Origin of the sequence: Methylobacterium sp. J-067 (genome assembly GCF_022829465.1) — a bacterium.
Classification (GTDB): domain Bacteria; phylum Pseudomonadota; class Alphaproteobacteria; order Rhizobiales; family Beijerinckiaceae; genus Methylobacterium; species Methylobacterium litchii.
On record NZ_JAKSXZ010000110.1, the window covers coordinates 15,252 to 38,019 of the forward strand.

The window sequence follows — 22,768 nt, forward strand, 5'->3', positions numbered from 1 at the left end:
GCTCAGAAGCGGAACTACGGCAATCCACCCGACGCAGCCTTCCCGCTCACGACCCAACCCGGTCACCTGCATCGCCATGTAGGCTTCCCATAAGCAGCCACTCGACGTTCATCCGACGACTTGGGCTCTTTGTGGCAAGCGGTCCGCTGCCTGGCGGGATCAACGAACTTGGGCCGGAGCTGGCGGCTGCATGAACTCGATCGTCGCGCCGTCAGGACCAACGGCGTAAACTACCCGCGTTCCGGCACGCACACCGCTTGCAATCGGCTGCGGAATGCCTTGCGCTTTCCAGCCGTAGGCGGCGATCCGCACCAGGAGCGCGTCGATGTCATCGACTACAAGGGCCAGATGAGCGTAGCCAGGGTCGAAAGGCTTGGCTGGCTCGCTTGGTCGCTCCGGACCCTGATACTCCAGGAGTTCGATCGTCTGGTCCGGCAGCGAAACGATTGCCATGCGCACCTTCGCCCCATGCGCTCCGGTCACCTGACCAAGGAACTCTCCCCCCATCTCGCCCGTCCGCACAAGCCGCGCGCCGAGCCCATCGACCCAGAACCCAAGCGCCTCGTCGAGGGACGCGACCGAGAAGCCGACATGATCGGCGCGCCGTACGTGGATAGCTGTGTGTTCCATCATCAGGGATGGTCTAGCGGCAAGCGGCCCATTCGTCGTCAACGGGTCGTAGCCGGTCCTTTGGCAGAGCAGTCGGGCTGATAGCGACCCAACTCAGCCGTATGAGTTGTCGCGAGCAGTGCACGAAAGCGGACATAGGCCCGACGTTCAATCACGGCAGGAAATGACGCATGGAAGATACAGTTGCATCAGTGGATGTTGCTGTGCCCCCGCGACGTAAGCTGTTTGCTTACAGACAGAAAGTGTCTCTCTCCGATGCACAGTCCGATCTTTGCGCCCATCATCTCACTGGTGCTGTGGACGTTTGCGATGGCGATATGGCTCTACGCGACGCGCATCCCGGCCTTGTCGCGGCACGGCATCGTGTACGATCCGGCCAAGCCGAACGAGGCGTTCACCGCGCAGATCCCGCCTCGGGTCCGCTGGAAGGCGGACAACTACAACAACCTCATGGAGCAGCCGACCCTGTTCTACGCGGTGGCGCTCGTCCTGGCGCTGACCGGCTCCGGAAGCGGTGCGAGCCTCTGGTTGGCCTGGGCTTACGTCGCTGTACGGATCGCCCACAGCCTCGTTCACGCTCTCGTTAACCGGGTCATGGTGCGCTTCGGGCTATTCGCCCTCGGCTCCGTCGTCCTGTTCGCCATGACCGCTCGGGCTGCCTTCGTCGTCTCTGGCTTTTCCCAATGAATCACGACCGGAATACTCGCTTGGGCGGGATCGGGGGTGCCGGGACAGGCTGCTTCAGACGCTCTGCGCCCGAAAGCGGACCGACAGCAACCCACCCCGAGCCGCCATTCCGCTCGCGACCCACTCCAGCTAAAGAACTCGATCCGCCTCGGCCTCAAAAGCAGCCACCCCCGTGCTCCAGATCAATGCCGACTTGCGACCGCCAGGCTGGTACGGTCAACGATCTCGATTGCGCCCCGACGAAGTTCCATCAGACCCGCCTCGGCCCATTGCCCCAGAAGGCGGCTGACCACCTCACGCACGCTGCCGACGTCGTCCGCCAGCTTCTGATGGGTCACTGCGGCAACACCCCGCGGATCAGCCTCGGCCAGAAGCCGTTGCGCGAGGCGCTGCTTCAACGGCGCGAACGCGACCTCGTTGATCAGCGTAAACAAGCCGGACATCAGCAGCGTGTATCGGCCACGACGTCGATGTCTTCCGCTTCGTCGCAGCTATCATGCTGGTCCTGATCGGGCTCGTCCTGATGGTTTCGGCCGCCCAGACCCAGCTCGCCGTCTGGGACAGTTCGGCGTCGGCGTGCTGCTTGGGGCGGTGTGGAGCACCTGCGTCGGGCCGACCCTCGGGGCTGCGTCCCTCCTCGCCTCGCAGGGGCGAGACCTGGGTACGGTGGCGGCTACGATGCTTCTATTCGGTCTTGGCGCCGCCCTGCCGCTTCTGCTTCTCGGCACGCTGTCCCGCGAGGTGTTGTTGCGCTGGCGCGACCGGATGATAGGGCTCGGCCAGGGGCTGAAGGTCGCCCTCGGCGCCATCCTTGTGGCCACCGGCTTGATGATCGCTACAGGCTACGACAAGGCCGCAGAGACCGTCCTAGTCAATACCTTGCCGAGCTGGCTGACAAACCTAACCACCTGCTTTTGAACGTCTGAATCGTCGGGGTAATGTCCGCTTGGGTATCCCGGTCTGGTCGAATGTGCCGCCGACGCACGCGGCATCTCGACCGAGCCGGCAACTCCGGCTGAATGCCTACGTTGGAAGCGATGGCCCAGCATCCTCCGCTCAGATTCGATCCCGCCTTCGAGACCATCCCCGAGGATGAGGGCGAGACGCAGCGGGGCCTGACCGAGGCCATGCTAGGCATCCAGAGGAAGACCCACACCGATACCGGCTACGCCCACCGCGCCGTCCACGCCAAGGCGCACGGCTACCTCCGGGCACGGTTCGAGGTGCTCGCCGGCTTGCCTCCGGCGCTGGCCCAGGGGCTGTTCGCCTCACCCGCCAGCTACGACGCCATCCTCCGGTTCAGCACCACGCCGGGTGACGTGCTTCATGACGGCGTCTCGACGCCGCGTGGCGCAGCCATGAAGGTCCTGGGCGTTCCCGGACCCCGCCTGCCCGGCAGCGAGGGCGAGACCACCCAGAACTACGTGCTGGGCAACTCGCCGACGTTCCAGATCGGCACCGCCAAGGGCTTCCTCCGGCAGCTCGGCCCCCTGGCCACCAGCACGGGCCGCGCGGAGCCGGTTAAGAAGGCCATCTCCGCGATGACGCGCACCGCCGAGGCCGCCCTCGAACTGGTCGGGGGCAAGTCGGCGACGCTGACCACCCTGGCGGGGCAGGCGAAGACCCACCTCCTCGGCGACAGCTTCTTCTCCCAGGCCGCGCTCCTGCACGGCGACTACTTCGCCAAGGTGGCCCTGTCCCCGGTGTCGTCAGAACTCGTGGCGCTCTCGCAGAGTCCCATCGACACGTCGGGTCATCCCGACGCGATCCGCGACTCGGTACGGGACCACTTCCTTTCCTGTCCGGGCGTGTGGGAGCTCCGGGTCCAGTTGGCCACCAACATCGACGCGATGCCGGTGGAGGACGCAGCAGCGATGTGGTCCGAAGACGAGAGCCCCTACCTGCCCGTCGCCCGCATCACCGCCGTCCCGCAGGACACCTGGTCGGACGGCATGCGCGCATGGGTCGAGGACAACCTGGCCTTCAATCCGTGGACGGGCCTAGCCGCACACCGGCCACTTGGCTCGGTCATGCGCGCTCGCCGCCCAGCCTACGCCGCTGCCCGAGACTATCGTTCCCAAGGCAACGGGGTAGACATCGGCGAGCCAACAAAGCTACCCCAAGCCTAGTGGACAGCATCACCCCTTGCCGAGCTGCCGATGGTTCGCCCGCACCTTCCGCCGATAGTCGCGCACGACCTTTTGTGGCGTCTCTCCCAGGGCGATAGTCGCGGCCGCCTCGCTGGCGGCCTTGACCTTCTTGGTCACCATCAGGCGCGCTTCCCTGTTCGGCTTTGAGCCGCCGAGCATGAATACGCCAGGCGCTGGCCGATAACCATCTGCGCCTCGATGACGAGCGTCGCGAGGTCAGTGCCCATGGTGAGCCACGATGCGGGCTTGGCTCGTGATCTCCGACGCGCGCGCATGGTGTGGTCCTCAAACCCTGGAAACCTCGACGGCCAACGCGCATCACGCCGCATCCTTCCGTATGACGGTCAGCCCGCGCTCGTTTCCCGGGCTAGCCAGTCCACGACTGCACGAAGGGCAGCGCTCTCCCCCGCGCCGGCGCCGATCACGGTCTCGTAAGCAGCTAGTTGACCTGCAGCGCTCGATCCGTTGCGGGCGATGATTTTGGCGTGCGCGACCTGGGCAGCGCATCCGAGTGCCGCCGCATCGTCGGCGATCAGGTCGAGAAGCTCGTCAGCGGCCTCTTGGACCGGTACGACGCGCTCGGCGGTCTCGTCGATCAGAGAGGCTCCGGTGCCATCGCGTTCGGCCCGCCACAAGTTCTCCATCACGAATCCGCGTGACGCGCCTGTCAGGCCGTCATGAATGTCCGGCCGGCGGTCCAGCAAGCGAACGAGGCAGCGATAGATTTGGGCGACGGTGAGGGTGTCTTCGAGGCGCGTGCAGCTGTCGGCGACGCGAAGCTCAAGGGTCGGGTACCGGACCGAAGGGCGGATGTGCCACCAGAAGTAGGTCGGGTCCGGCACAGCGCCCGCAGCCGTCATGACATTCACGTAGCGGTCGTAGTCGTCGGCGTCGTCGAACAACTCGGGCAGGCCGGTCCGTGGCAGCTCGGCATAGGCGCGAAGCCGATAGCCGTGCAGACCAGTCCGGCGACGGTCGTAGAACGGCGAGGATGTCGAGAGGGCAAGCAACAGGGGGAGGAACGGATAGATACGCCGCATGATGTCGATCCGCGCCTCGGGTCGCGGCACCTCGACGTGAACGTGCATGCCGGCGACCACGGAGCGGCGTCCGGTGATCTGCAGGTCGTCCATCATGCCGCGGTAGCGCGGCTTGTCGGTCTCCTTCTGAACGGACCAGACTGCGGTCGGGTGGGTGCCGGCAGCGAACAGCTTGAGCCCGTGCTTGCGTGCGGTGCTTTGAAGCTGATCACGAAGGTTGCCGAGCGCAGTCTGCGCTTCCTCGACGCTCGCCGTTGGTGCAGAGCAGATCTCGACCTCGTTCTCTAGAAGCTCGCGCTCGACCGAACCCAAGCGTTTGGCATCGTCGTGAAACCCCTGAATCGAGCTACGCGGAGCACCCCGGGAGCGTGCGCTCGCCAGGAAGAACTCTTCCTCGATCCCGAATTTGAAGTCGTGCCCTGAGCGTTGCGCCATTTCGTGCTCCCATTCAGCAGGACGACGTTTGGCACTCTCGAACGGCAGTCCCGGAGAGCCACCTCAGGATATCGGACTATGGATCGATAAGGCATTTATCGGGCCGCGTCGGGGGATACAGACCTGGGCTCGTCACCAAGAGGCAGACGGTCCGAGTACGACCCACGCCGGTCGTTCAGATTGCTCCCAGCCCTGCCCGAAAGCAGCCATTCGTCGGCCGGTGGGAAACAGCGGCTCGGGGTGGGGAGTGGAAGTTCCATGAGCGCGAAACTTCGTCTCCTCTCAGTTACGGGACTCCCGCACGATGGGGCACGTCTCGTCCTTCGCCCGATCTGAAAAGCTGAGGTAGTAGGCTTCCACCTTTGTGAACCCGGCCTCAACGGCGGCAAGCGCCGCCAGAGCGGCTCGCCCGCCACCGTCGCAGTGGGTGACGATACGCTGACCCGGCTGAAAGCCGGCACGCTCCAGCATCGCGCGCAGCTCTTCAGGCGATTTCAGGCGGCCCTCGGCGGTTAGCAGATCGGCATGACCGACTCGCCGTGCTTCGGGCAAGTGACCGCCGCGCGCGATCTTGCGCAGATCCTCACCCGCGAACTCCGCGGCCGTGCGCGCGTCGAAAATCTGCGTTTCACCGTCGAGCTGGCCCCGGAGGTCCTGACTGTTAACCAAGCCGACCGGACCATGCCCCCGCGGCACCGGCGCGAGCGTCACTGGGCTCGGCACTACCGGCTGGTTATCGATACGGGCGCCGGCCTGAGCGGCTGAGGCCGGCCAGCCGCCATCGAGTACGGCAGCCGGCACCCCAAAATGCTGCAGGATGAACCAGACGCGGGCGGCCTCGGTCATCCTTCCGTCGTCGTAGACCGCCACCGGCTGCCCGCCGTCGATCCCGAGTGCGCCGATCAAGCTGCGCCAGTGCTAGTCCTGAGCCAGATCCGTGCTCGCATGCTTGGCGGCCGTCTCCCAATCACTGACCGGCACATGAACGGCACCCGCCCAGTGGCTGTGCTGATGATCGTCCGCGCTACGTGCATCGAGTACGTACCAAGCGGCGGACAGGGCGCTGGGATCGAGCAGGGCGGACTTAGCCATGATGGTAAACTCCCAGGTCGAAGAAGCACCAGGACGACACCGCCCAAGGCCGTCAGCACGACGGCGATCCACGGCGGCACTTTGGCGACGGTGAGCAGCACGAACGCTAGCGCGGCCACTGCGAAATCACGCGGGTTGACGATCGCGCAGGTCCAGACAGGGTTGTAGAGCGCCAACCCGAGGATGCCGATCAAAGCGGCGTTGGTGCCGCGCATGGCTGCCTGGGCGAGAGGTCGCGCCCGGAAGGCGTCGCAGTACGGCAGAGTGACGTAGACCAGCAGCACCCCGGGCAGAATGACTGCCACGAGGGCGATCGCCGCGCCGACAACACCATGCGGTGAGCGAGCGCGGCGGCAACGTCCGACCTGATGCCTCTGCTGCTTGGCCGCGGACCGGCAGAACGCCACCCAACCTAGCCGTTCAGAGGCGCCCACTCAGGCGACTGGGCCTGGCTGAAAGAGCAACAACTGCTTCGGAGACAGCCGTCCAGGAAATCGGACGACTTCCTGCCAACCCTATCCACTCGCCCAAAAAATCTATCTACAATTATCATCACGCATTATATCGACCAAAGATTATGAGTAGCGCCGGCTACAAATTCAGTCTCTGCGGCGATAACAAATTTCGGAATCCGACCGAGTGTTCGATCCAGATAGCTTACCGGACTTGCCTGCGAATTTACATGTTCACTCGTCATTGGCGGCTTGCGAAGGAACCGGCAGCGCGCTCACCTGCCGACGGCGTCGAGGCCACGCGCTAAGTCGATCAGAAGATCGTCTTCCGCCTCCAGCCCTACGGATAGGCGCAGCAGCCCGTCAGTGATGCCGGCGATCGCCCGCGCGGCCGGGTCCATGGCCGCGTGCGTCATGGTCGGAGGATGGGCGACCAAGCTCTCGACCCCGCCAAGCGACTCGGCGAGGGTGAACACCTGCAAGGCCCCAACAAAAGCCCGCACCGCGTCGAGCCCGTCAGCCAGCTCGAAGCTCAGCATGGCACCGAAACCCGCTTGCTGCGTCCTCGCGAGGGCGTGGCCAGGATGGGATGGCAGACCAGGATAGTGCACGCGGCTCACGGCTGGGTGGGCGTCGAGAAAGGCGGCGATCCGGCCCGCATTCCGTTGCTGCTGCTCCACCCGCACAAACAGAGTGCGCAGGCCCCGAAGCGTCAGGTAGGCGTCCAGCGGCGAGCCGGTCACACCGATCGTATTGGCCCAAGCGGCGAGGTCCTCGCCGACGGCCTTGTCGGCCGCGATCACGGCCCCGCCGATCACGTCGGAATGGCCGTTGAGGAACTTCGTGGTTGAGTGGACCACGAGGTCCGCTCCCAGGGAGATCGGCTGCTGCAGGGCCGGCGACAGGAAGGTGTTGTCGACCACGGTCAGCGCGCCGGCAGCTCGTGCGGCTGCGGTGACGCACTGGATATCCACCACTCGCATCAGCGGGTTACTTGGTGTCTCGATGAGCACGACCTTCGGCTGCCTGGCCATCGCTGTCGAAAGGGCGTCCGGGTCGGTCTGATCGACGAAGTCCACGGCATAATGGCCCCGGGCGGCACGGAAGCTCAGCAGGCGATGGGTTCCGCCATAGCAATCATGCGGCGCGACCAGGAGGTCGCCTGGCCGCAGGCTCGACAGGGCGAGGTCAAGCGCTGCCATGCCACTCGCCACCATGACAGCCCGGGCGCCGCCTTCGAGCTTGGCGATCGTGTCGGCGAGTGCGTCCCGCGTCGGGTTGCCAAGGCGCGAGTAATCGTACGCGCCAGGCTGCTCGAAGGCCGGAAACCTGAACGTGGTCGAGAGATGAATCGGGGCGATGACTGCGCCGAAGGCCGCATCCTGCGCCACGCCGTTGGCCGCCGCGACCGTCCGGGCCGCAAATCCGTCTGACATCGCCTCGTCTCCGAACCGGAACGGCCTTCTTAGACTGACGTCCGTTCCGGTTCGTTCTTTATAAAGAACGAACCGGACTTTCAAGAGGACGAAGTAAGGGTCGCACGGGTTGACGGTTTGGACCGCCTCAAATCGCCTATCCTGAGATAGGGTAAATTCGGCCCGTGCCGCCCATTAGTCCACTTCTGCCCCGTTCCAAAAGCAGAAGTCCACCGATGGATAGGAACCGTAGTCAAATCTGAGCATCGTCGACCGCGACGTCGGACCTTCGCTCAACCTTCCACCTTGACAGAACCTACGCCTGGGCAGTGTATGGCGACCTCGGGGAGCGATCCCCCGACGAGGCTCCGGCTGAAGATCGCGTCCCACCTGCACTTGCTGCAAGGACGCGCCATGCCCGTGCCCAACACCATTTCTGTCGATAAACTCGCACGATTGATCGGCACCCCCGCATGCCCGATTGTCATCGATGTGCGGACGTTGGAGGAATTCGTCGGCAATCAGCGACTCGTGCCCGGCTCTCTGGCGCACGCATCGGACCGGGTCGCCGAATGGGCGCCGGCGTTGCGCGGCAGCGCCGTCGTGGTGGTCTGCGAGGACGGGCGCCGGAACAGCCACGGCGTCGCGGCCTGGCTGCGCAGCGCCGGCGTCGCGGCCGAAGCACTTGAGGGCGGCTTTACCGACTGGGCGGCCGCCGAGATGCCCGTGGTTCCGGTCGGCAAGATCCCCAACCGGGACGAGCGCGGCCGCTCCGTCTGGGTCACGCGGGCCCGGCCTAAGGTCGACCGCATCGCCTGCCCCTGGCTCATCCGCCGTTTTGTTGATCCCGAAGCCGTCTTCCTATTCGTGCCACCGGGCGAAGTCGCCGGGGTCGCCAAGAGGTTCGAGGCCGCGCCCTTCGACATAGACGACCCGGGGATTTTCTGGAGCCACCGGGGGGAGCTCTGCACCTTCGACGTGATGGTCGAGGAGTTCGGTCTCGCGACGCCGCCGCTATTGCATCTCGCGACCTTAGTGCGCGGAGCAGACACCAGCCGGCCGGACCTCGCGCCCGAGGCCGCCGGCTTGCTCGCCGCCTCGCTCGGCTTGTCGCGGATCTACGCCGACGATCTCCAGCAACTCAATGCTGGAATGCTCTTTTACGACGCTTTCTATCGGTGGTGCCGAGACGCGACCGAGGAGACCCACAACTGGCCAATGAACAAGCCGCGGGAGAGGGCCTGACCATGGTTGCTACGGCACGCATCCAGACTGCATCCGAGCCGGACGCGGCCGTCCCCGGGATGCCGCTGCCCGTCACTCTGACGCAGGCTGTACCGGTGTGGGCCCGCATCGCCACTCTCTCTTTCGGTGGTCCGGCCGGGCAGATCGCGGTCATGCACCGCGTCTTGGTCGAGGAGAAGCGATGGATCTCCGAGAATCGCTTCCTGCACGCGCTGAACTTCTGCACCCTCCTGCCTGGGCCGGAGGCGCAGCAACTCGCGACCTACGTGGGTTGGCTGATGCACGGCATCCGCGGCGGCCTCATCGCTGGCGGCCTCTTCGTACTGCCGGGCATCGTGGCGATCATGGCCCTCAGCTGGGTCTACACGCTTTACGGCCACGTCGGCTTCGTGGCTGCAATATTCTTTGGCCTGAAGGCGGCTGTGCTCGCCATCGTGCTCCAGGCCGTCATCCGCATCGGCAAGCGGGCGCTCAAGGGTCCCGTGATGGTCGGCATCGCTGCGGCGGCCTTCGTGGGTATCTTCTTCCTCGACATGCCCTTCCCGATGATCGTGCTGACGGCCGGCGTGATCGGGTATCTCGGCGGCCGGGCCGGCCTGCCACAGTTCAAGGCGGGCGGGCACGGCGGCGGCGGGAAGGTCGTGGAAGGGCCTTTCCTGTTCGACGACCATGAGCTTCCCCGGGAGCGGGCGGAAGTCGGGCATACCCTGAGGATGTTACTCGCGTGGGGGGCGATCTGGCTGGTGCCCGTCGCCGCCATCCTCCTCGCATTCGGGACCGACGACGTCTTTGCCCAGATCGTGGTGTTCTTCTCCAAGATGGCGCTGGTGACCTTCGGCGGCGCTTACGCGGTGCTCTCCTACGTCGCCCAGCAGGCAGTGGAGCACTACGGCTGGCTGAAGCCCGGCGAGATGCTCGACGGCCTCGGCATGGCCGAGACGACGCCTGGGCCGCTCATCATGGTGACGCAGTTCGTCGGGTTCCTGGCGGCCTACCGGTCCCCAGGCTCGATCCCGCCCCTGCTGGCGGGCACTCTGGGCGGCCTGCTCACCACCTGGGTGACCTTCGCGCCCTGCTTCCTCTGGATCTTCGTCGGCGCCCCTTATGTTGAGCGCCTGCGCGGTAATCGCGCGCTGGTCGGCGCTCTGTCGGCCATCACCGCGGCGGTGGTCGGCGTGATCCTGAACCTCGCGGTCTGGTTCGCCCTGCACAGCGTCTTCACCGAGACGCGACCGTTCACGGTCGGTCCGGTCGGCGTCGACGTACCGGTCCCGTCGAGCCTGAATCCGTGGGCACTCACCTTGGCAGCCACTGCCGTTTTAGCAGTGTTCCGGTTCAAGATCGGTATGGTCCCGACACTATCGGCTTGCGCGGCTGCTGGCGTCGCGTTGAACGTGGCCGGCCTCGTGTGATGGGTGCCGCAGGCCGCGTCGTATGGCCACCATCGCCGCTACTGAGGTTCCCGGTGATGCCACGCGAATCGAGTTCGCGAGCGAGCCACTGAGAGCAAATCGGATTTCGACATCGAGCAGACCGTGACGCCCTGGTATCGGACCTGATTTCCTAAGCCAGAACCCGATGGAAATGAGTCGGACACCCTCTGAAGTGCGGGATGGCTGCCTGAGACGCTAGCACACTGACCTGATCGGCTGGATTTGGGTCAGGCCAATCGTCAGGAGCGGTGAGGACCAGCTCTGCGCCGAACATGGCGCGACGCATCAACAGCCTGTGCGTGATCGAGCCGCTCGCCGACGCGATAGGCTCGCGCGGCATTTCGGGAAACACCCGATGCGACAATGGCCCGGGGATAGCTTCAAGGGCCCCTTACGTCCGGCACCTTCCGGATATCGCCTTGGCTACCGACGGCGACCACCATGCATTACCCATTAGATCGGCTCCGTCCAGAATGCGGCGCCGCTCGAGGCTGATCACTCAGCAATCACGATCCCAAGTGAATGACGTTTATTGCTCGCGCCCTTTAAAAATTTTTCTCAACACGAATAATACTTAAAAATATCCAATAGCTGACCTATGGAACGACGTAGCCCTGAACGATCCGCAAACCAATCTTGCTGCCTGTCGGATAGCGATTGCCGTCGACGGCTTCAACGCGAATAAACTTCCCATCAGGCTGATGCACCTCGACGCGTTGCCGGCCTTGTGTGCGGTACGAGGACCGCACTGTTGCCTGCAGATGAGCTTCGTCAGGCTCGACGAATTGCAGCTGCCAGGGCCGTGAATGGAGCTTGATCGGGCCGTTTCTTGAAGGGTCAACTACGATAGGTGTCTCACGGCCATTGACGAACACACGACCATTTTGAGCGATCGCTTCAAACTCGATGGTATCCCCTAGGAAATTCAGAACGGTGGCCGAGACCGGGTTCTCCTGCACCTCGTCCGGGGTGCCGACCTGCTCCAAGCGGCCCTTGTCGAGCACCGCCACCCGGTCGGACAGTTCCAGCGCTTCGTCCTGATCGTGGGTCACGAAGATCGTGGTCTGGCCGGTGCGGTCGTGGATCTCCCGCAGCCACCGGCGAAGATCCTTGCGGACTTGAGCATCCAAAGCGCCGAAGGGCTCGTCGAGCAGGAGCACCCGGGGCTCGACCGCGAGCGCGCGGGCCAGCGCCACGCGCTGCCGCTGGCCGCCGGAGAGCTGCGACGGGTAGCGGTCACCGAAGCCCGACAGGCGGATCAGGTCGAGGAGGTCGCCGATCCGGCGCTTGATCTCGGCTTTGGCCGGGCGGTCGGCCCGGCGGCGGGCGTTGAGGCCGTAGGCGATGTTGTCGGCGACGGTCATGTGCTTGAACAGGGCGTAGTGCTGGAACACGAAGCCCACCGCCCGCTCCTGCACGGGCAGGCCGGTGGCGTCGTCGCCCCCGAACAGGATGCGCCCACGATCCGGCGCGTCGAGCCCGGCGATGATGCGCAGGAGCGTCGTCTTGCCCGAGCCCGAGGGGCCGAGCAGGCCGAGCAACTCGCCCGCCCGCACGTCGAGGCTGAGGTCGTGCAGCACGGCGGCCGTATCAAAGGTCTTCGAGACTGCCTCGACACGGATCGCTGTTTTACCGCGAGCGACCGGAGAGGCACCGCTTGCGGTCTGTGAGAGCTCAGGATCGTGACTCGCGGAAGCTCGCGAAAAGGCCAGCAAAGTGGAGGATGAACTCATCTTATCGGTAAACCTCCAATTCGCTTCGAACCATTGGCATTCGGGATTGGTGGTGGAATCCGTCAGCTTGCCTGACCGAGAATGGTCAGAATCTCCCGCCTCAGCCTCACCAAGGCCGGGTCGTCGCGGTGGCGGGGGTAAGTCAAAGGAACTGGAATGTCGGCACGGATTGCGGCCGGCCGGTCGGACAGCACGATCACCCGCTCGGCGAGTACGAGGGCCTCCTCGACGTCGTGCGTCACGAGCACGGCGGTGAAGCGCGTCTCCTGCCACAGGCGCAGGATCTCGGCCTGCATCGCCAGCCGGGTGAGCGCGTCGAGCTTGCCCAGGGGCTCGTCGAGAAGCAGCAGGCGCGGTGCGTTGACGAGGGCGCGGGCCAGCGCCGCCCGTTGAGCCATGCCGCCCGAGAGTTGGTGCGGATAGGCATCGGCGAAACCGGACAGGCCGACGAGGCCGAGCGCCTGATCGATCAATGCAGCCCGCGCCCGGCCGACCTTGCGCGCCTCGAGCCCGAGGGACACGTTCCCCCGCACCGTGCGCCAGGGGTAGAGGGTCGGATCTTGGAAGACGAGGAGCCGGGACGGGTCCGGTCCCTCCACCACCTCCTCGTCGACCGCAATCACCCCCTGGCCGGGTGGCTCGAGGCCGGCGACGAGGCGCAGCAAAGTCGACTTCCCGCAGCCCGAGGGGCCGAGGAGCGCCACGAACCCGCCGGGCTCGACGGAGAGGCTCACCCGGTCGAGCACCGGCAGCGCCTCGCCGCGGATGTCGAAGGCGTGGCTGACGCCTTCGATGCGCAGTCGGGCACCCGCCGCCTGTGCGGCGGGCTGTGCGAGCGTCGCGGCTACCATTGCACCAGCCCCTTCTGCCAGGAGAGCACCCGGTCGCGCAGGCGGAACAGCAGGGTGATGAGCGAGGAACACATCAGCGCCATCACGATCAGCGCCGCATACATGTTGGCGTAGGCTGCCCAGCCTTGCGCCCATTGCAGGTACCAGCCGAGGCCAGACTTCACGCCCAGCATCTCGGCGACGACCAGCACCGCGAAGGAGCCGCCGAGCCCCATGAATAGGCCGACGAAAACGTGCGGCAGCGCCGCCGGGATCGCGACCCGCAGGATCAGGAAGCCCCGGGAGGCCCCTAGCGTCCGCGCCACGTCGAAATAGGCCTTGTTCACCCCCGACACCCCGGACCACGTCAGCACTGTGACGGGAAAGCCCGTCGCTAGGGCGACGAGGAATGTGCTGGCCGACCACGAGGAGGGAAAGACGAAGAAGGCAAGCGGCAGCCATGCGGTCGCCGGCAGCGGCCCGACGAAGCGCAGGACCGGATGCGCCCAGTACCCCACGGCCCGCGACGAGCCGATGGCGACGCCGAGGGTGAACCCCACAGCCGCCCCGAAGACGTAGCCCCCGGACAGCAGGATCAAGGAATTGAGAATGCTGCCCCCGAGCTTTGGCCAATCATCAAGGAAGACCTCCAGGATGGCCTGCGGTGGGGGGAAGAACGGCATGGGCAGCCATTCGAGCTTCGCCGTGACGAGTTCCCAAGCGATGAGTGCAAGGGCCAGCACGGCGAACCAGGGGCTCCAATGGCGCAGCCGCGCGCCGGGCGTCCCCAGCCAGGCGACAAAGGGCGACAGCACGAGCAGCACAGCGCCGAGCCCAGCCGCACCTTGGGCGAACACAAACGTCCGGGGGAAGTCGCCCGCCTCGGGAAGCTTGAAAGATGCCGCCGCCAGGGCGAGCCAGGCCAGCCCGGCGGTCAGGGTCGGCCAAGACGGTCGCAGCCCGCGGCGGAGCCGGGGGGCGACGGCACCGGGTGCGTCGGCGACGGTGAGGCTACCGGCCATTCGGTTCTCCTCTAGCTCAGGACGTCGGCGTAGATCCGCTCGGCGAACTTCGCCGGGTCGGTCGACCGCTTGAGGACGTTCACCAGCTTCAGCTCGTCGCCGTAGAGGGCGAGCTGCTGCTTGAGATTTGCGCCGACGGGGCTGTCGCCGTGCTGCTGGCTGCGCAGCATCGCGGCGAGGTCCTGGATCGACCCCTTGCCGCCGTAGCCGGAGAAGGCCTGCGCGGCAGCCTCCGGATCCCCGTGGACCGCATGCCCACCCTCGAGGATGGCACGGGTGAGGGCGGCGGCGACCGCCCGCTCGTTGCGGATCAGGCTTCCGCGCACAGCGACGACGCAGCAGGTGCGCGTGGCGTACTCGCCCGAGAGGTTGGTCGAGACCTCGGTGAAGCGCGGGTCCTTCAGCCAGATCCAGGTGCGCGGATCGGAATCGGCCAGAGCCTGCGCTTCGCCCTTCTCGACCGCGAGATTCAGGAGGTCGACCGGGTACTGGCGCCACTCGACGCCGTTCTCGGGGTCGATCCCGGCCTTGGCGAGCACGAGGCCGAAGAAGTTCTTGGCCGGGCTCGCCTGATCGCTGATCGCGATGGTCTTGCCCTTGAGCGCGCCGATCTCGGTGATGCCGGCCGCCTTGGAGCCCAGAAGCCGGAGGCAGCCCCCGTGCAGCCCCGCCGTGATCTTCACGTCGAAGCCCTGTTCCAGGGGCTTCAGCCAGCGCAACGCCATGCCGATGCCCGCGTCGGCCTTGCCGGTGGCAATCGCCTCCAGCAGCGCCTCGGTCGAGCCGCCGAAGTTCACGAACTCGACGTCGAGACCGTGCTTGGCAAAGAGGCCCCGTTCCTTGGCGAGCGGCGCAGCGGCGGTGCAGATCGCCGACGCGTTCCAGGCGAGCTTGATCGGCCGGAGCGGACCCGACGGACCCTCCGCGGCGGCCGGCCGGCAGATCGGGCCCGGATCGAAGGGGGCTGCCGGGCCGGGTGCCCAGGCCCGCCCGACGCCGAGCCCGAGGCCGAAGGGCATGGCCAGTGCGGCCGCGCCCGTCCGCAGCAGCATTCGGCGCGACGGCAGGATGCCACCCGAACGTGAGGGCTCGTCGCTCATCATCGACAGATCTCCTGGGTGCGCACGGCACAGGGTGTGGAGACGCGCTGCCGCTCCGGCCACGAGGCCGGAGCGGCATTCGCATCCTCGTATTTCGAAAGATCCGGATCTCTACGGAGTCGGCTTGCTAACTATTCGTACTGTTTAATGCGGAGTCAACGAAATGCTATTTCCATCTTAGCGGCGCGCGGATGAATTTTTCTCTCCATGGCCAAGATAAACGAAAGAAGCTTTCGTTGACCCGAAGCGTCGCGGGGTGGACGATCACCCTTCGTCAGCGTCGCCGTCTCGCCCCCGACATCGTCCATACGCTGTCGAAGGACCTCGCCCCATGAGTCTGCTACCACCCGAAGCCGTCGAATTCATCGGCTTCATCGCGCCGCGCCCTACGTCGGAAATTCACCCGGCCACGGGGCCCTCCATCGACCTCGACTATCTGCGGCTGCTTGCCCAGGCGCACGAATGGGGCGGGTTCGACCGGGTGCTCGTCGCCTTCCACTCGACCACGCCCGATTCGGTGCTGCTCGCAGCGCAGATCGCCGCCGATACCGGGCAGCTCGGGCTGATGATCGCCCACCGCCCCGGCTTCACGGCCCCGACGGTGGCTGCGCGCCAATTCGCGACCCTCGACCAGCTGTCCGGCGGGCGCGTCGCCATCCACGTGATCACGGGCGGGGACGACCGAGAACTCGCCCAGGACGGCGACCACCTCACCAAGGACCAGCGCTATGCCCGCACCCGGGAGTTCCTCGACGTGGTCCGGCAGAGCTGGTCCTCGACGATGCCGTTCGACTACGCCGGCACATTCTACAAGGTCGATCGGGGCTTCTCCGACGTGAAGCCCGTCGACGGCATCCCGGTCTATTTCGGTGGGGCATCCGCGGCGGCCCTGGAGGTCGCGGCTCACCACGCCGACACCTACGCCCTGTGGGGCGAGACGCAGGCTCAGGTGCGGGATTTGATCGGGCGCGTGCGGGACGCGGCCGCCCGCCACGGACGCAAGCCGCGCTTCAGCCTCTCCGTCCGACCGATCCTGGCGGCGACGGAGGATGCGGCCTGGGCGCGGGCGCAGAATATCCTGGCAGAGACGCGGGCGGTGCGGGCCGCGAAGGGCCTCGGACCGGCGGCGCCCCCGCAAAACGAGGGGTCGCGACGTTTGCTGGCCGCCGCAGCCACGGGCTCGCGCCTCGACAAGCGCCTTTTCACGGCCATCGCTGCGGAGACGGGCGCCCAGGGCAATTCCACGGCCCTCGTCGGCACGCCGGAACAGGTGGCCGACGCACTGCTCGACTATTACGACCTCGGCGTACGCACCTTTCTGATCCGCGGCTTCGATCCTCTTGAGGATGCGATCCAGTACGGCCGCGAGTTGCTGCCGGCCTTCAAGGCTGCCCTGACGCGGCGTGGATCGCGCGTGGAGGCGGCCTGATGCGTGCCCTTGTCCTAGCCATCCTGACAATACTGGCGACTGGTGTCGCGCAGGCGGAGGACGTTCTGCGCGTCGGCGACCAACGTGGCAATGCGCGCGCCCTGATGGAGGCGGCCGGTGTGCTCGAAGGTTTGACCTACCGCCTCGAATGGAGTGAGTTCCCGGCGGCGGCCCCGCTGCTCGAAGCGCTCAATGCCGGGGCGATCGACGCGGGCGGGGTCGGCGACGCGCCCTTCACCTTCGCGTCGGCGGCGGGCGTACCGGTCAAGGCCATCGCAGCCTACCGTAACCGCCAGGACGGGCTGGCGATCTTGGTGGCGAAGGATTCGCCCTTCCGCTCCGTCACGGATTTGAAAGGCAAGCGCATCGCTACCAATCGAGGATCCATCGGGCACCAAGTGGTACTGGCGGCCCTGGAGGAGGCCGGGCTTCCCTTCGACAGCGTGACCTTCAACTTCCTGCCCCCGGCGGATGCCAAGCTGGCACTCACCTCCGGCGCCGTGGATGCCTGGGCTACCTGGGAGCCCTATACATCGACGGCCGAACTGGCCGGGCTAGTGCGGGTCGTCCGCGACGGCAACGGCATCACGCCGGGACTGACCTTCGCCGTGGCGAGCGACAGTGCGATTGCAAAGAAGCGCCCTTTGCTGGCCGACTTCGCGCAGCGTCTCACAAAAGCGCGGGATTGGGCCTTGAAGGACCCAGCCCCCTACGCGGTCGTCTGGTCGAAGCTGATCGGCTTGCCAGAGACGGTGCCGCTCCGCTGGTTCGGCCGGGCCGCGTATCGCGCCGTGCCCATCGATGGCACCGTCATCGCCGACGAGCAACGCAACATTGATCTCTATGTCCGAGCCGGCCTCATTCCGAAGTCGCGGGCGCCCCGCGCCGAGGCGATCCTTGATGCCAGCTTCGGTCAAGCCGCCGCGGTCGTGCAGTGATCGTGTAAGCGAGGCTTTCCAGGGATCTCTCCACGAGTGCCAGTCCGAGAGGCAATGGCGCCCCTTAAGAAAGCTTGAGAGACGCCACCAATGAGCAGCCATCGCCAATTGCATCTTGGCGCCTTCATGCGCCCTGTCGGCATTCACACCGCCTGGTGGCGCTACCCTGGCGGCTATCCGGATGCGAACTTCAACTTCAAGCATCTGGCACATTTCGCCCAGCGCCTGGAGGCCGCAAAGTTCGACGCGTTCTTCATGGCCGACCACCTCGCCGTGATGAACATGCCCATGGCAGCCCTGCGGCGCTCGGCGACCGTCACTTCGTTCGATCCGCTGACCCTGCTGCCGGCGCTGGCGGTGCTCACCAAGCGCATCGGCCTCATCGCCACCGCGTCCACGACCTACGACGAGCCCTACCACGTCGCGCGCAAGTTCGCCTCCCTCGACCACATCTCGCAGGGACGCGCCGGCTGGAACCTCGTGACCTCCGGCAATCCGGACGAGGCACACAATTTCGGCCGCGAGGCCCATGTCGAGCATGCCGTGCGCTATGCACGGGCCCGCGAGTTCTTCGACGTCGTCACGGGCCTATGGGATTCCTGGGCCGACGACGCCTTCCTCATGGACCCTGAGAGCGGTCTGTTCTTCGATCCCGAAAAGTTGCATGTCCTCGACCACAAGGGCGAGTTCCTAAAGGTGAAGGGACCGCTCAACATCGCCCGTCCGGTCCAGGGATGGCCGGTCATCGTCCAAGCCGGCGCCTCCGAGGCGGGACGGCAGATCGCGGCCGAGACGGCCGAGATGGTCTTCGCGGCAGGCTCCACCATCGAGGCCGCGCAGGCCTTCTATGCGGATCTGAAGGGCCGGATGCCCGCCCTGGGGCGGGACCCGGACCACCTCAAGATCCTGCCGGGCGCCGTCGTGATTCTCGGTGACACGCTGGAGGAGGCGAAGGCCAAGCGGGCGCGGCTCGACGAACTCGTCCACTCGGATAGCGGGCTAGCCAATCTCTCGGTCCGCCTCGGGGTCGATGCATCAGGCTTCGACCTCGACGCTCCCCTGCCGGAACTTCCCGAGACCAATGCCAGCAAGAGCGGGCAGGCCCAGATCGTGGAGTATGCACGGCGGACCAACGCGACGGTGCGCGATCTCGCCAGGAAGGTCGGCGGCTATGGCGGGCTGCATCTGCTTGGGACGCCCGCGCAGGTGGCCGATGAGATGGAGGAATGGCTGGAAACGCGCGCCTGCGACGGCTTCAATGTCATGTTTCCGTTTGTGCCCGAGGGGCTCGACGACGTGGTCGACCGTCTCGTGCCGGAGTTGCAGCGGCGGGGGCTCTTCCGGCGGGAGTACGATGGATCGACACTCCGCGACCACCTCGGCTTGCCCCGCCCACCGAACCGCTTCTTTGCCCTGGGCTGACTGCACGGAGTGTTACGGGAGAAGCCGTGACCTGAGTTCGAGCGTGCCGTTCGCCCCTGCAACCGTAGTCATCCCGAAGATCCAGATGGGGACTGCTTCGACCCGGCGGCCGCCGCGGGTGCCGTGCATCAGCTGTGACCTCAGTCCAACTGTGAGCCGCGGCAGATGCCAATGGAAAGCCGTCGGTCTGCTGGTGAAGGGTTTCACGCGTAAAGTAGATTGCACGAAGGTCTGTCGATCCAACCGCCAGAGACTCGCAGTGTGGCGATCATCCTTACGGTCTCATTCCGCGCCGACCCGTTCGGCCGGCGCGGAACGTTCAGTGCCGCGGCAGGGTATGCAGCGCCCGCAGGAACACGTCCACGTCCTCGCGAGTGTTGTAGAAGGCCAGGGATGCCCGCACCGACTGGTCCACACCGAAGCGGCGGAGCGCGGGGAGGGCGCAGTGGTGGCCCGAGCGCACGGCAATGCCGTGGGCGTCGAGATGGTGGGCCACCGCCTCGTTCTCCTGGCCCTCGACGGTGAAGGACATGACGCTCGCCTTCTCCCGCGCCGTGCCAATCAGGCGCAAGCCTTTCACCTCGGCGAGACCGGCCTGCGCATACTCCAGCAGGTCGTGCTCGTAGGCCGCGATGGCCGGTAGGCCGATGCTCTCCAGGTAGTCGATGGCCGCGCCGAGGCCGACCGCGCCCGCGATATCGGGGGTGCCCGCCTCGAACTTCTCCGGCGCGCCCTTGTAGACGGTCTTCGCGAAGGTGACGTCCTCGATCATGTGGCCGCCGCCCTGCCAGGGCGGCATCGCGTCGAGCAGGGCGCTCTTGCCGTAGAGGGCGCCGATGCCCGTCGGCCCAAACACCTTGTGGCCGGAGAAGACGAGGAAATCGGCGTCGAGCGCCTGCACGTCGAGGGGAATGTGCGGCGAGGATTGCGCCGCATCGACCAGCACCGGCACGCCGTAGGCATGGGCGAGCGCGATGATCTCCCGGATCGGGTTCACCGTGCCGAGGGCGTTGGCGACATGCGTCACCGAGACGATCTTCGTCCGCCCCGAGAGCAGGGCGGCGTATTGCTCGAAGATGATCTCGCCCCGGTCGTTCACCGGGATCACCCGGATCGTCGCGCCCGTGCGCTGCGCCAGCAACTGCCAAGGCACGATGTTGGCGTGGTGCTCGATGGTCGAGAGGATGATTTCGTCGCCCGGCCCGATATTCGCCCCGCCAAAGGAGGCGGCCACGAGGTTGATCGCCTCCGTCGTGCCCCGCAGGAAGACGATGTCGTCCTTTGTCGGCGCGTTGAGGAAGCGGCGCACGGCCTCGCGCCCGCCTTCGAACAGGTCCGTCGAACGTGCTGCGAGCGTATGAGCGGCCCGGTGGATGTTCGAGTTGTGCCGGGCGTAGAACTCGCTGGTGGCGTCGATGACCGATTGTGGTTTGTGGGTCGTGGCGGCGTTGTCGAGCCAGACGAGCGGGTGGCCGTTGACGCTCTGGTGCAGGGCCGGGAAGTCTTTGCGGACGCGCTCCACGTCGAAGGGCGCGGCCACAGAGCTCGACCCGTGCGAGAGCGCCCGCGCGGCCGGGCCGCTCGAGCGGGTCGGCTCGACGCGGGGGCTCGCCGGAGCCTTCCGAGCCGGGCTGGGGCCGAGATTCAGGAAGTAGTAGTCGGAGAAATTCTGAGCCGCTGGCTCGGGCGACCGTGACAGATGGCCGGTCCTTCGAAAACTCTCCTGCACCTCGTCCACGCCCGCCTTAGACGGGTCGGCCGGCACGAGATGCGGGGCCAGCGCATGGGCGAAGGCGTTGGCGCGGGGGTGATCCGCCGCAATCTGCCGGTGCAGCTCGGGCCCGCCGGGGAGGGCCGCCGCGAGCGAGGGGATGCTCGGGAACGAGAAGTCCGGCAGGACAGGCCGCGGGCTCGCCGGGTGGACCGGCGGGACCGTGCCGACCTCGGCGAAGACCGGGCTCGCCGGGGCGAGGTTCGGCACGGTCGGGCCGCTCAGGCCCGGTACGCCGACCGGCGGCGCCCCGAAAGAGCGGGCGCCGAAGGCCGAAACGTCCGGCTGGAACCCGGAGGGCAGCCCCCCGGCCGGAGCCGAGGGCGTCCCCACCGAGCCGCTCGGCAGAGGCGCGCCACCGAAGCCCTGCGGCAGGCCGTCGAGGGCCTGCGGCGCCTGGGGGCTCGCCGGTAGCGCCGGGGCGAAGGGCTGGCTCGCCGCCTGACCTCGGCCATAGATCTCGCGGGCGAGGCGCCCGACGAGATCCGCATGCGGAGTGGATTGGGCGAGCTCGCCCGTCGTCCCCGTGGGGAAACCGGACACCGGCACCTCACGCATAATCATGGTAGTTGCCGAGCAGCACGTTATCGAGACGGGCGATGGCGTCCTCGACCAGCACGGCGGCCGAGAAGTAGCGGGTCACGAGGTGCGAGGCGATGGAGTGGTCGTTGGTGCCCATATAGCGCACCGATAGGCCGGGCTCGATCTCGCCGGTCACGCCGGACTTCTGAAGCCCGACGACGCCCTGCTCGCCCTCGCCGACGCGCAGCAGCAGGATCGACGTGGTCTGGGCGCCCGTCACCGGGTCGCTGTCGATCGGCAGCTTGTCGCTCGGCACCAGCGGCACGCCGCGCCACGTGAGGAACGGGGCGCCGAACAGGTGCACCACCACCGGCGGCACGCCACGGCGGGTCGCCTCACGGCCGAAGGCGGCGATGGCGCGGGGATGGGCGACGAAGAAGGCGGGCTTCTTCCACACCAGCGTCAGCAACTCGTCGAGGTCGTCCGGGGTGGGCGGGCCGCCCCGGGTCGGGATGCGCTGGCGGCCCGTCACCTCATTGAGGAGGCCGAACTGGGAGTTGTTCAGGAGCTCCCATTCCTCCCGCTCCTTCACCGCATCCACGGTGAGTCGGATCTGCTCGCGTAGCTGGTTGATCTCGTTCGAATAGAGATCGGTGACGCGGGTATGGGTGTTGAGGATCGTCTGGATGGTGGAGAGGTGGTACTCGCGCGGGTCGATCTCGTAATCGACGAAGGTCGTCGGCAGCCGTGGCTCGCCGGTATGGACGGCCAGGAGCTCGATACCCTGTTCGCCGTAGGAATTGGTGTGGCCCTTCAGCCGGTCGCGCTCCTCGCGATACTGGCCGATCCGCGAGCGGATGCTCTCGTCGTCCAGCGCCGAGCGGTCGAGGGTCAGCAGCGTGACGGCCGAGAGCGCCTTCACCGCCGGCACCGGCGCGCCCTCGTCGAGGAGGTCGCCGTCGCCGAAATAGTCGCCCTTGGTGGCGAGCCCCTGGCGCAGGCGGCCCTTGTAGGGGCCGGACAGGGTCAGCTCGACGGTGCCGTCGGCGACCACCACAAGGTTGCGCTCGGCGGCGCCCTCCTCGCGGATGATGTCACCGGCCGCGTGACGGCTCTCCTTGAACTTGCCCGCGAGGCTCGCGAGCTCGGCATCGCCCAGGCGGCTGAACAGCGGCACGGAGCGCAGCGAACCGGGGCGAATGGTCCGCGCCTTGTCCTCGGCGGCGAGGTCGATCCGCCCACCCTTGGCGAGCACCACGGCGCGGCGGTTCACCCGGTAGACGCCGCCGGCCACGTCGACGAAGGGCAGGAGGCGCAGGAGCCACCGCGGGGTATTCGCCGCGTTCTGGACCGAGGTGACGGTCGCCGTCGCGAGGTTGCGTGCCGCCGTGGCGCTGACGCTCAAACCTGGTCCGCTCATCG

General features: G+C 66.6%; 20 protein-coding genes and 2 pseudogenes. 8 read left to right on the forward strand and 14 right to left on the reverse strand.

The genetic code is table 11. From position 1 onward, the window contains the following. Positions 1–159 precede the first annotated feature (159 nt). Complete coding sequence (locus tag MKK52_RS15075; protein WP_243955159.1) at positions 160–633, reverse strand: VOC family protein; 474 nt, start codon at positions 631–633, stop codon at positions 160–162. A 252-nt stretch (positions 634–885) separates the two neighbouring features. Here MKK52_RS15075 and MKK52_RS15080 point away from each other — a divergent pair, with 252 nt between their 5' ends. Then, positions 886–1,317: an MAPEG family protein gene (locus MKK52_RS15080; protein WP_279597857.1), complete on the forward strand. Its 432-nt coding sequence runs from the start codon at positions 886–888 to the stop codon at positions 1,315–1,317. Between the two features lie 182 nt (positions 1,318–1,499). Here the strand turns inward: MKK52_RS15080 and MKK52_RS15085 are convergent, their stop codons facing one another. Then, positions 1,500–1,751: a helix-turn-helix domain-containing protein gene (locus MKK52_RS15085; RefSeq protein ID WP_409564687.1), complete on the reverse strand. Its 252-nt coding sequence runs from the start codon at positions 1,749–1,751 to the stop codon at positions 1,500–1,502. Positions 1,752–1,756: 5 nt separating this feature from the next. Here MKK52_RS15085 and MKK52_RS15090 point away from each other — a divergent pair. After that, positions 1,757–2,235, forward strand: a pseudogene (locus MKK52_RS15090) (cytochrome c biogenesis protein CcdA); the annotation flags it as partial. A gap of 119 nt (positions 2,236–2,354) precedes the next feature. After that, a complete protein-coding gene (locus MKK52_RS15095; RefSeq protein WP_243955166.1) occupies positions 2,355–3,446 on the forward strand; it encodes a catalase family protein in 1,092 nt (363 codons plus the stop codon). 9 nt (positions 3,447–3,455) lie between these two features. On the opposite strand, the gene MKK52_RS27135 is transcribed toward MKK52_RS15095, so the two are convergent. From MKK52_RS27135 to metB, 6 genes and pseudogenes are all read right to left on the reverse strand, one after another. Next, positions 3,456–3,587 carry a hypothetical protein gene (locus tag MKK52_RS27135; RefSeq protein WP_313898758.1) on the reverse strand — a complete coding sequence of 44 codons (132 nt, stop codon included), beginning with the start codon at positions 3,585–3,587 and terminating at the stop codon, positions 3,456–3,458. A gap of 224 nt (positions 3,588–3,811) precedes the next feature. Next, positions 3,812–4,942 carry a carboxylate-amine ligase gene (locus MKK52_RS15105; protein ID WP_243955168.1) on the reverse strand — a complete coding sequence of 377 codons (1,131 nt, stop codon included), beginning with the start codon at positions 4,940–4,942 and terminating at the stop codon, positions 3,812–3,814. 282 nt (positions 4,943–5,224) lie between these two features. Continuing rightward, positions 5,225–5,848 (reverse strand): sulfurtransferase, encoded by a 624-nt coding sequence (locus MKK52_RS15110; RefSeq protein ID WP_243955170.1) that lies wholly within the window; start codon positions 5,846–5,848, stop codon positions 5,225–5,227. Between the two features lie 12 nt (positions 5,849–5,860). Continuing rightward, positions 5,861–6,034, reverse strand: a complete 174-nt coding sequence (locus MKK52_RS15115; RefSeq protein ID WP_243955898.1) for a hypothetical protein — start codon at positions 6,032–6,034, stop codon at positions 5,861–5,863. A 23-nt stretch (positions 6,035–6,057) separates the two neighbouring features. Further along, a pseudogene (locus MKK52_RS15120) lies at positions 6,058–6,372 on the reverse strand (chromate transporter); the annotation flags it as partial. 389 nt (positions 6,373–6,761) lie between these two features. Continuing rightward, on the reverse strand, positions 6,762–7,922 hold the full coding sequence (gene metB, locus MKK52_RS15125; RefSeq protein WP_243955171.1) for a cystathionine gamma-synthase: 1,161 nt from the start codon (positions 7,920–7,922) through the stop codon (positions 6,762–6,764). A gap of 393 nt (positions 7,923–8,315) precedes the next feature. Here metB and MKK52_RS15130 point away from each other — a divergent pair, with 393 nt between their 5' ends. Together MKK52_RS15130 and chrA are read left to right on the forward strand one after the other, a co-directional pair. Beyond that, a complete protein-coding gene (locus tag MKK52_RS15130) occupies positions 8,316–9,146 on the forward strand; it encodes a chromate resistance protein ChrB domain-containing protein (protein WP_243955174.1) in 831 nt (276 codons plus the stop codon). Positions 9,147–9,148: 2 nt separating this feature from the next. Beyond that, a complete protein-coding gene (chrA, locus tag MKK52_RS15135; protein WP_243955845.1) occupies positions 9,149–10,558 on the forward strand; it encodes a chromate efflux transporter in 1,410 nt (469 codons plus the stop codon). Between the two features lie 617 nt (positions 10,559–11,175). Here the strand turns inward: chrA and MKK52_RS15145 are convergent. The 4 genes from MKK52_RS15145 to MKK52_RS15160 form a co-directional block, all read right to left on the reverse strand. Further along, positions 11,176–12,159 (reverse strand): sulfate/molybdate ABC transporter ATP-binding protein, encoded by a 984-nt coding sequence (locus tag MKK52_RS15145; RefSeq protein WP_409564688.1) that lies wholly within the window; start codon positions 12,157–12,159, stop codon positions 11,176–11,178. Between the two features lie 215 nt (positions 12,160–12,374). Continuing rightward, positions 12,375–13,163: an ABC transporter ATP-binding protein gene (locus tag MKK52_RS15150; protein WP_243955178.1), complete on the reverse strand. Its 789-nt coding sequence runs from the start codon at positions 13,161–13,163 to the stop codon at positions 12,375–12,377. Then, positions 13,157–14,164, reverse strand: coding sequence for an ABC transporter permease (locus MKK52_RS15155; RefSeq protein ID WP_243955180.1), 1,008 nt, complete (start codon positions 14,162–14,164; stop codon positions 13,157–13,159). The genes MKK52_RS15150 and MKK52_RS15155 overlap by 7 nt, the downstream gene beginning before the upstream one ends. Before the next feature lie 11 nt (positions 14,165–14,175). Next, a complete protein-coding gene (locus tag MKK52_RS15160) occupies positions 14,176–15,264 on the reverse strand; it encodes an ABC transporter substrate-binding protein (RefSeq protein WP_243955846.1) in 1,089 nt (362 codons plus the stop codon). 331 nt (positions 15,265–15,595) lie between these two features. Between MKK52_RS15160 and MKK52_RS15165 the strand changes: the two genes are divergently transcribed. The 3 genes from MKK52_RS15165 (at position 15,596) to MKK52_RS15175 (ending at position 19,053) form a co-directional block, all read left to right on the forward strand. Then, entirely contained in the window at positions 15,596–16,693 is a 1,098-nt protein-coding gene (locus MKK52_RS15165) for an LLM class flavin-dependent oxidoreductase (protein ID WP_243955181.1), read from the forward strand. Continuing rightward, positions 16,693–17,631 carry an ABC transporter substrate-binding protein gene (locus tag MKK52_RS15170; protein WP_243955184.1) on the forward strand — a complete coding sequence of 313 codons (939 nt, stop codon included), beginning with the start codon at positions 16,693–16,695 and terminating at the stop codon, positions 17,629–17,631. Before MKK52_RS15165 ends, MKK52_RS15170 begins: the two co-directional genes overlap by 1 nt. 90 nt (positions 17,632–17,721) lie before the next feature. Continuing rightward, positions 17,722–19,053 carry an LLM class flavin-dependent oxidoreductase gene (locus MKK52_RS15175; RefSeq protein WP_243955186.1) on the forward strand — a complete coding sequence of 444 codons (1,332 nt, stop codon included), beginning with the start codon at positions 17,722–17,724 and terminating at the stop codon, positions 19,051–19,053. A 319-nt stretch (positions 19,054–19,372) separates the two neighbouring features. On the opposite strand, the gene MKK52_RS15180 is transcribed toward MKK52_RS15175, so the two are convergent. After that, on the reverse strand, positions 19,373–21,388 hold the full coding sequence (locus MKK52_RS15180) for a family 2A encapsulin nanocompartment cargo protein cysteine desulfurase (protein WP_409564677.1): 2,016 nt from the start codon (positions 21,386–21,388) through the stop codon (positions 19,373–19,375). Beyond that, positions 21,375–22,766 (reverse strand): family 2B encapsulin nanocompartment shell protein, encoded by a 1,392-nt coding sequence (locus MKK52_RS26980; protein ID WP_279597858.1) that lies wholly within the window; start codon positions 22,764–22,766, stop codon positions 21,375–21,377. The genes MKK52_RS15180 and MKK52_RS26980 overlap by 14 nt, the downstream gene beginning before the upstream one ends. Between the last annotated feature and the right edge of the window lie 2 nt (positions 22,767–22,768).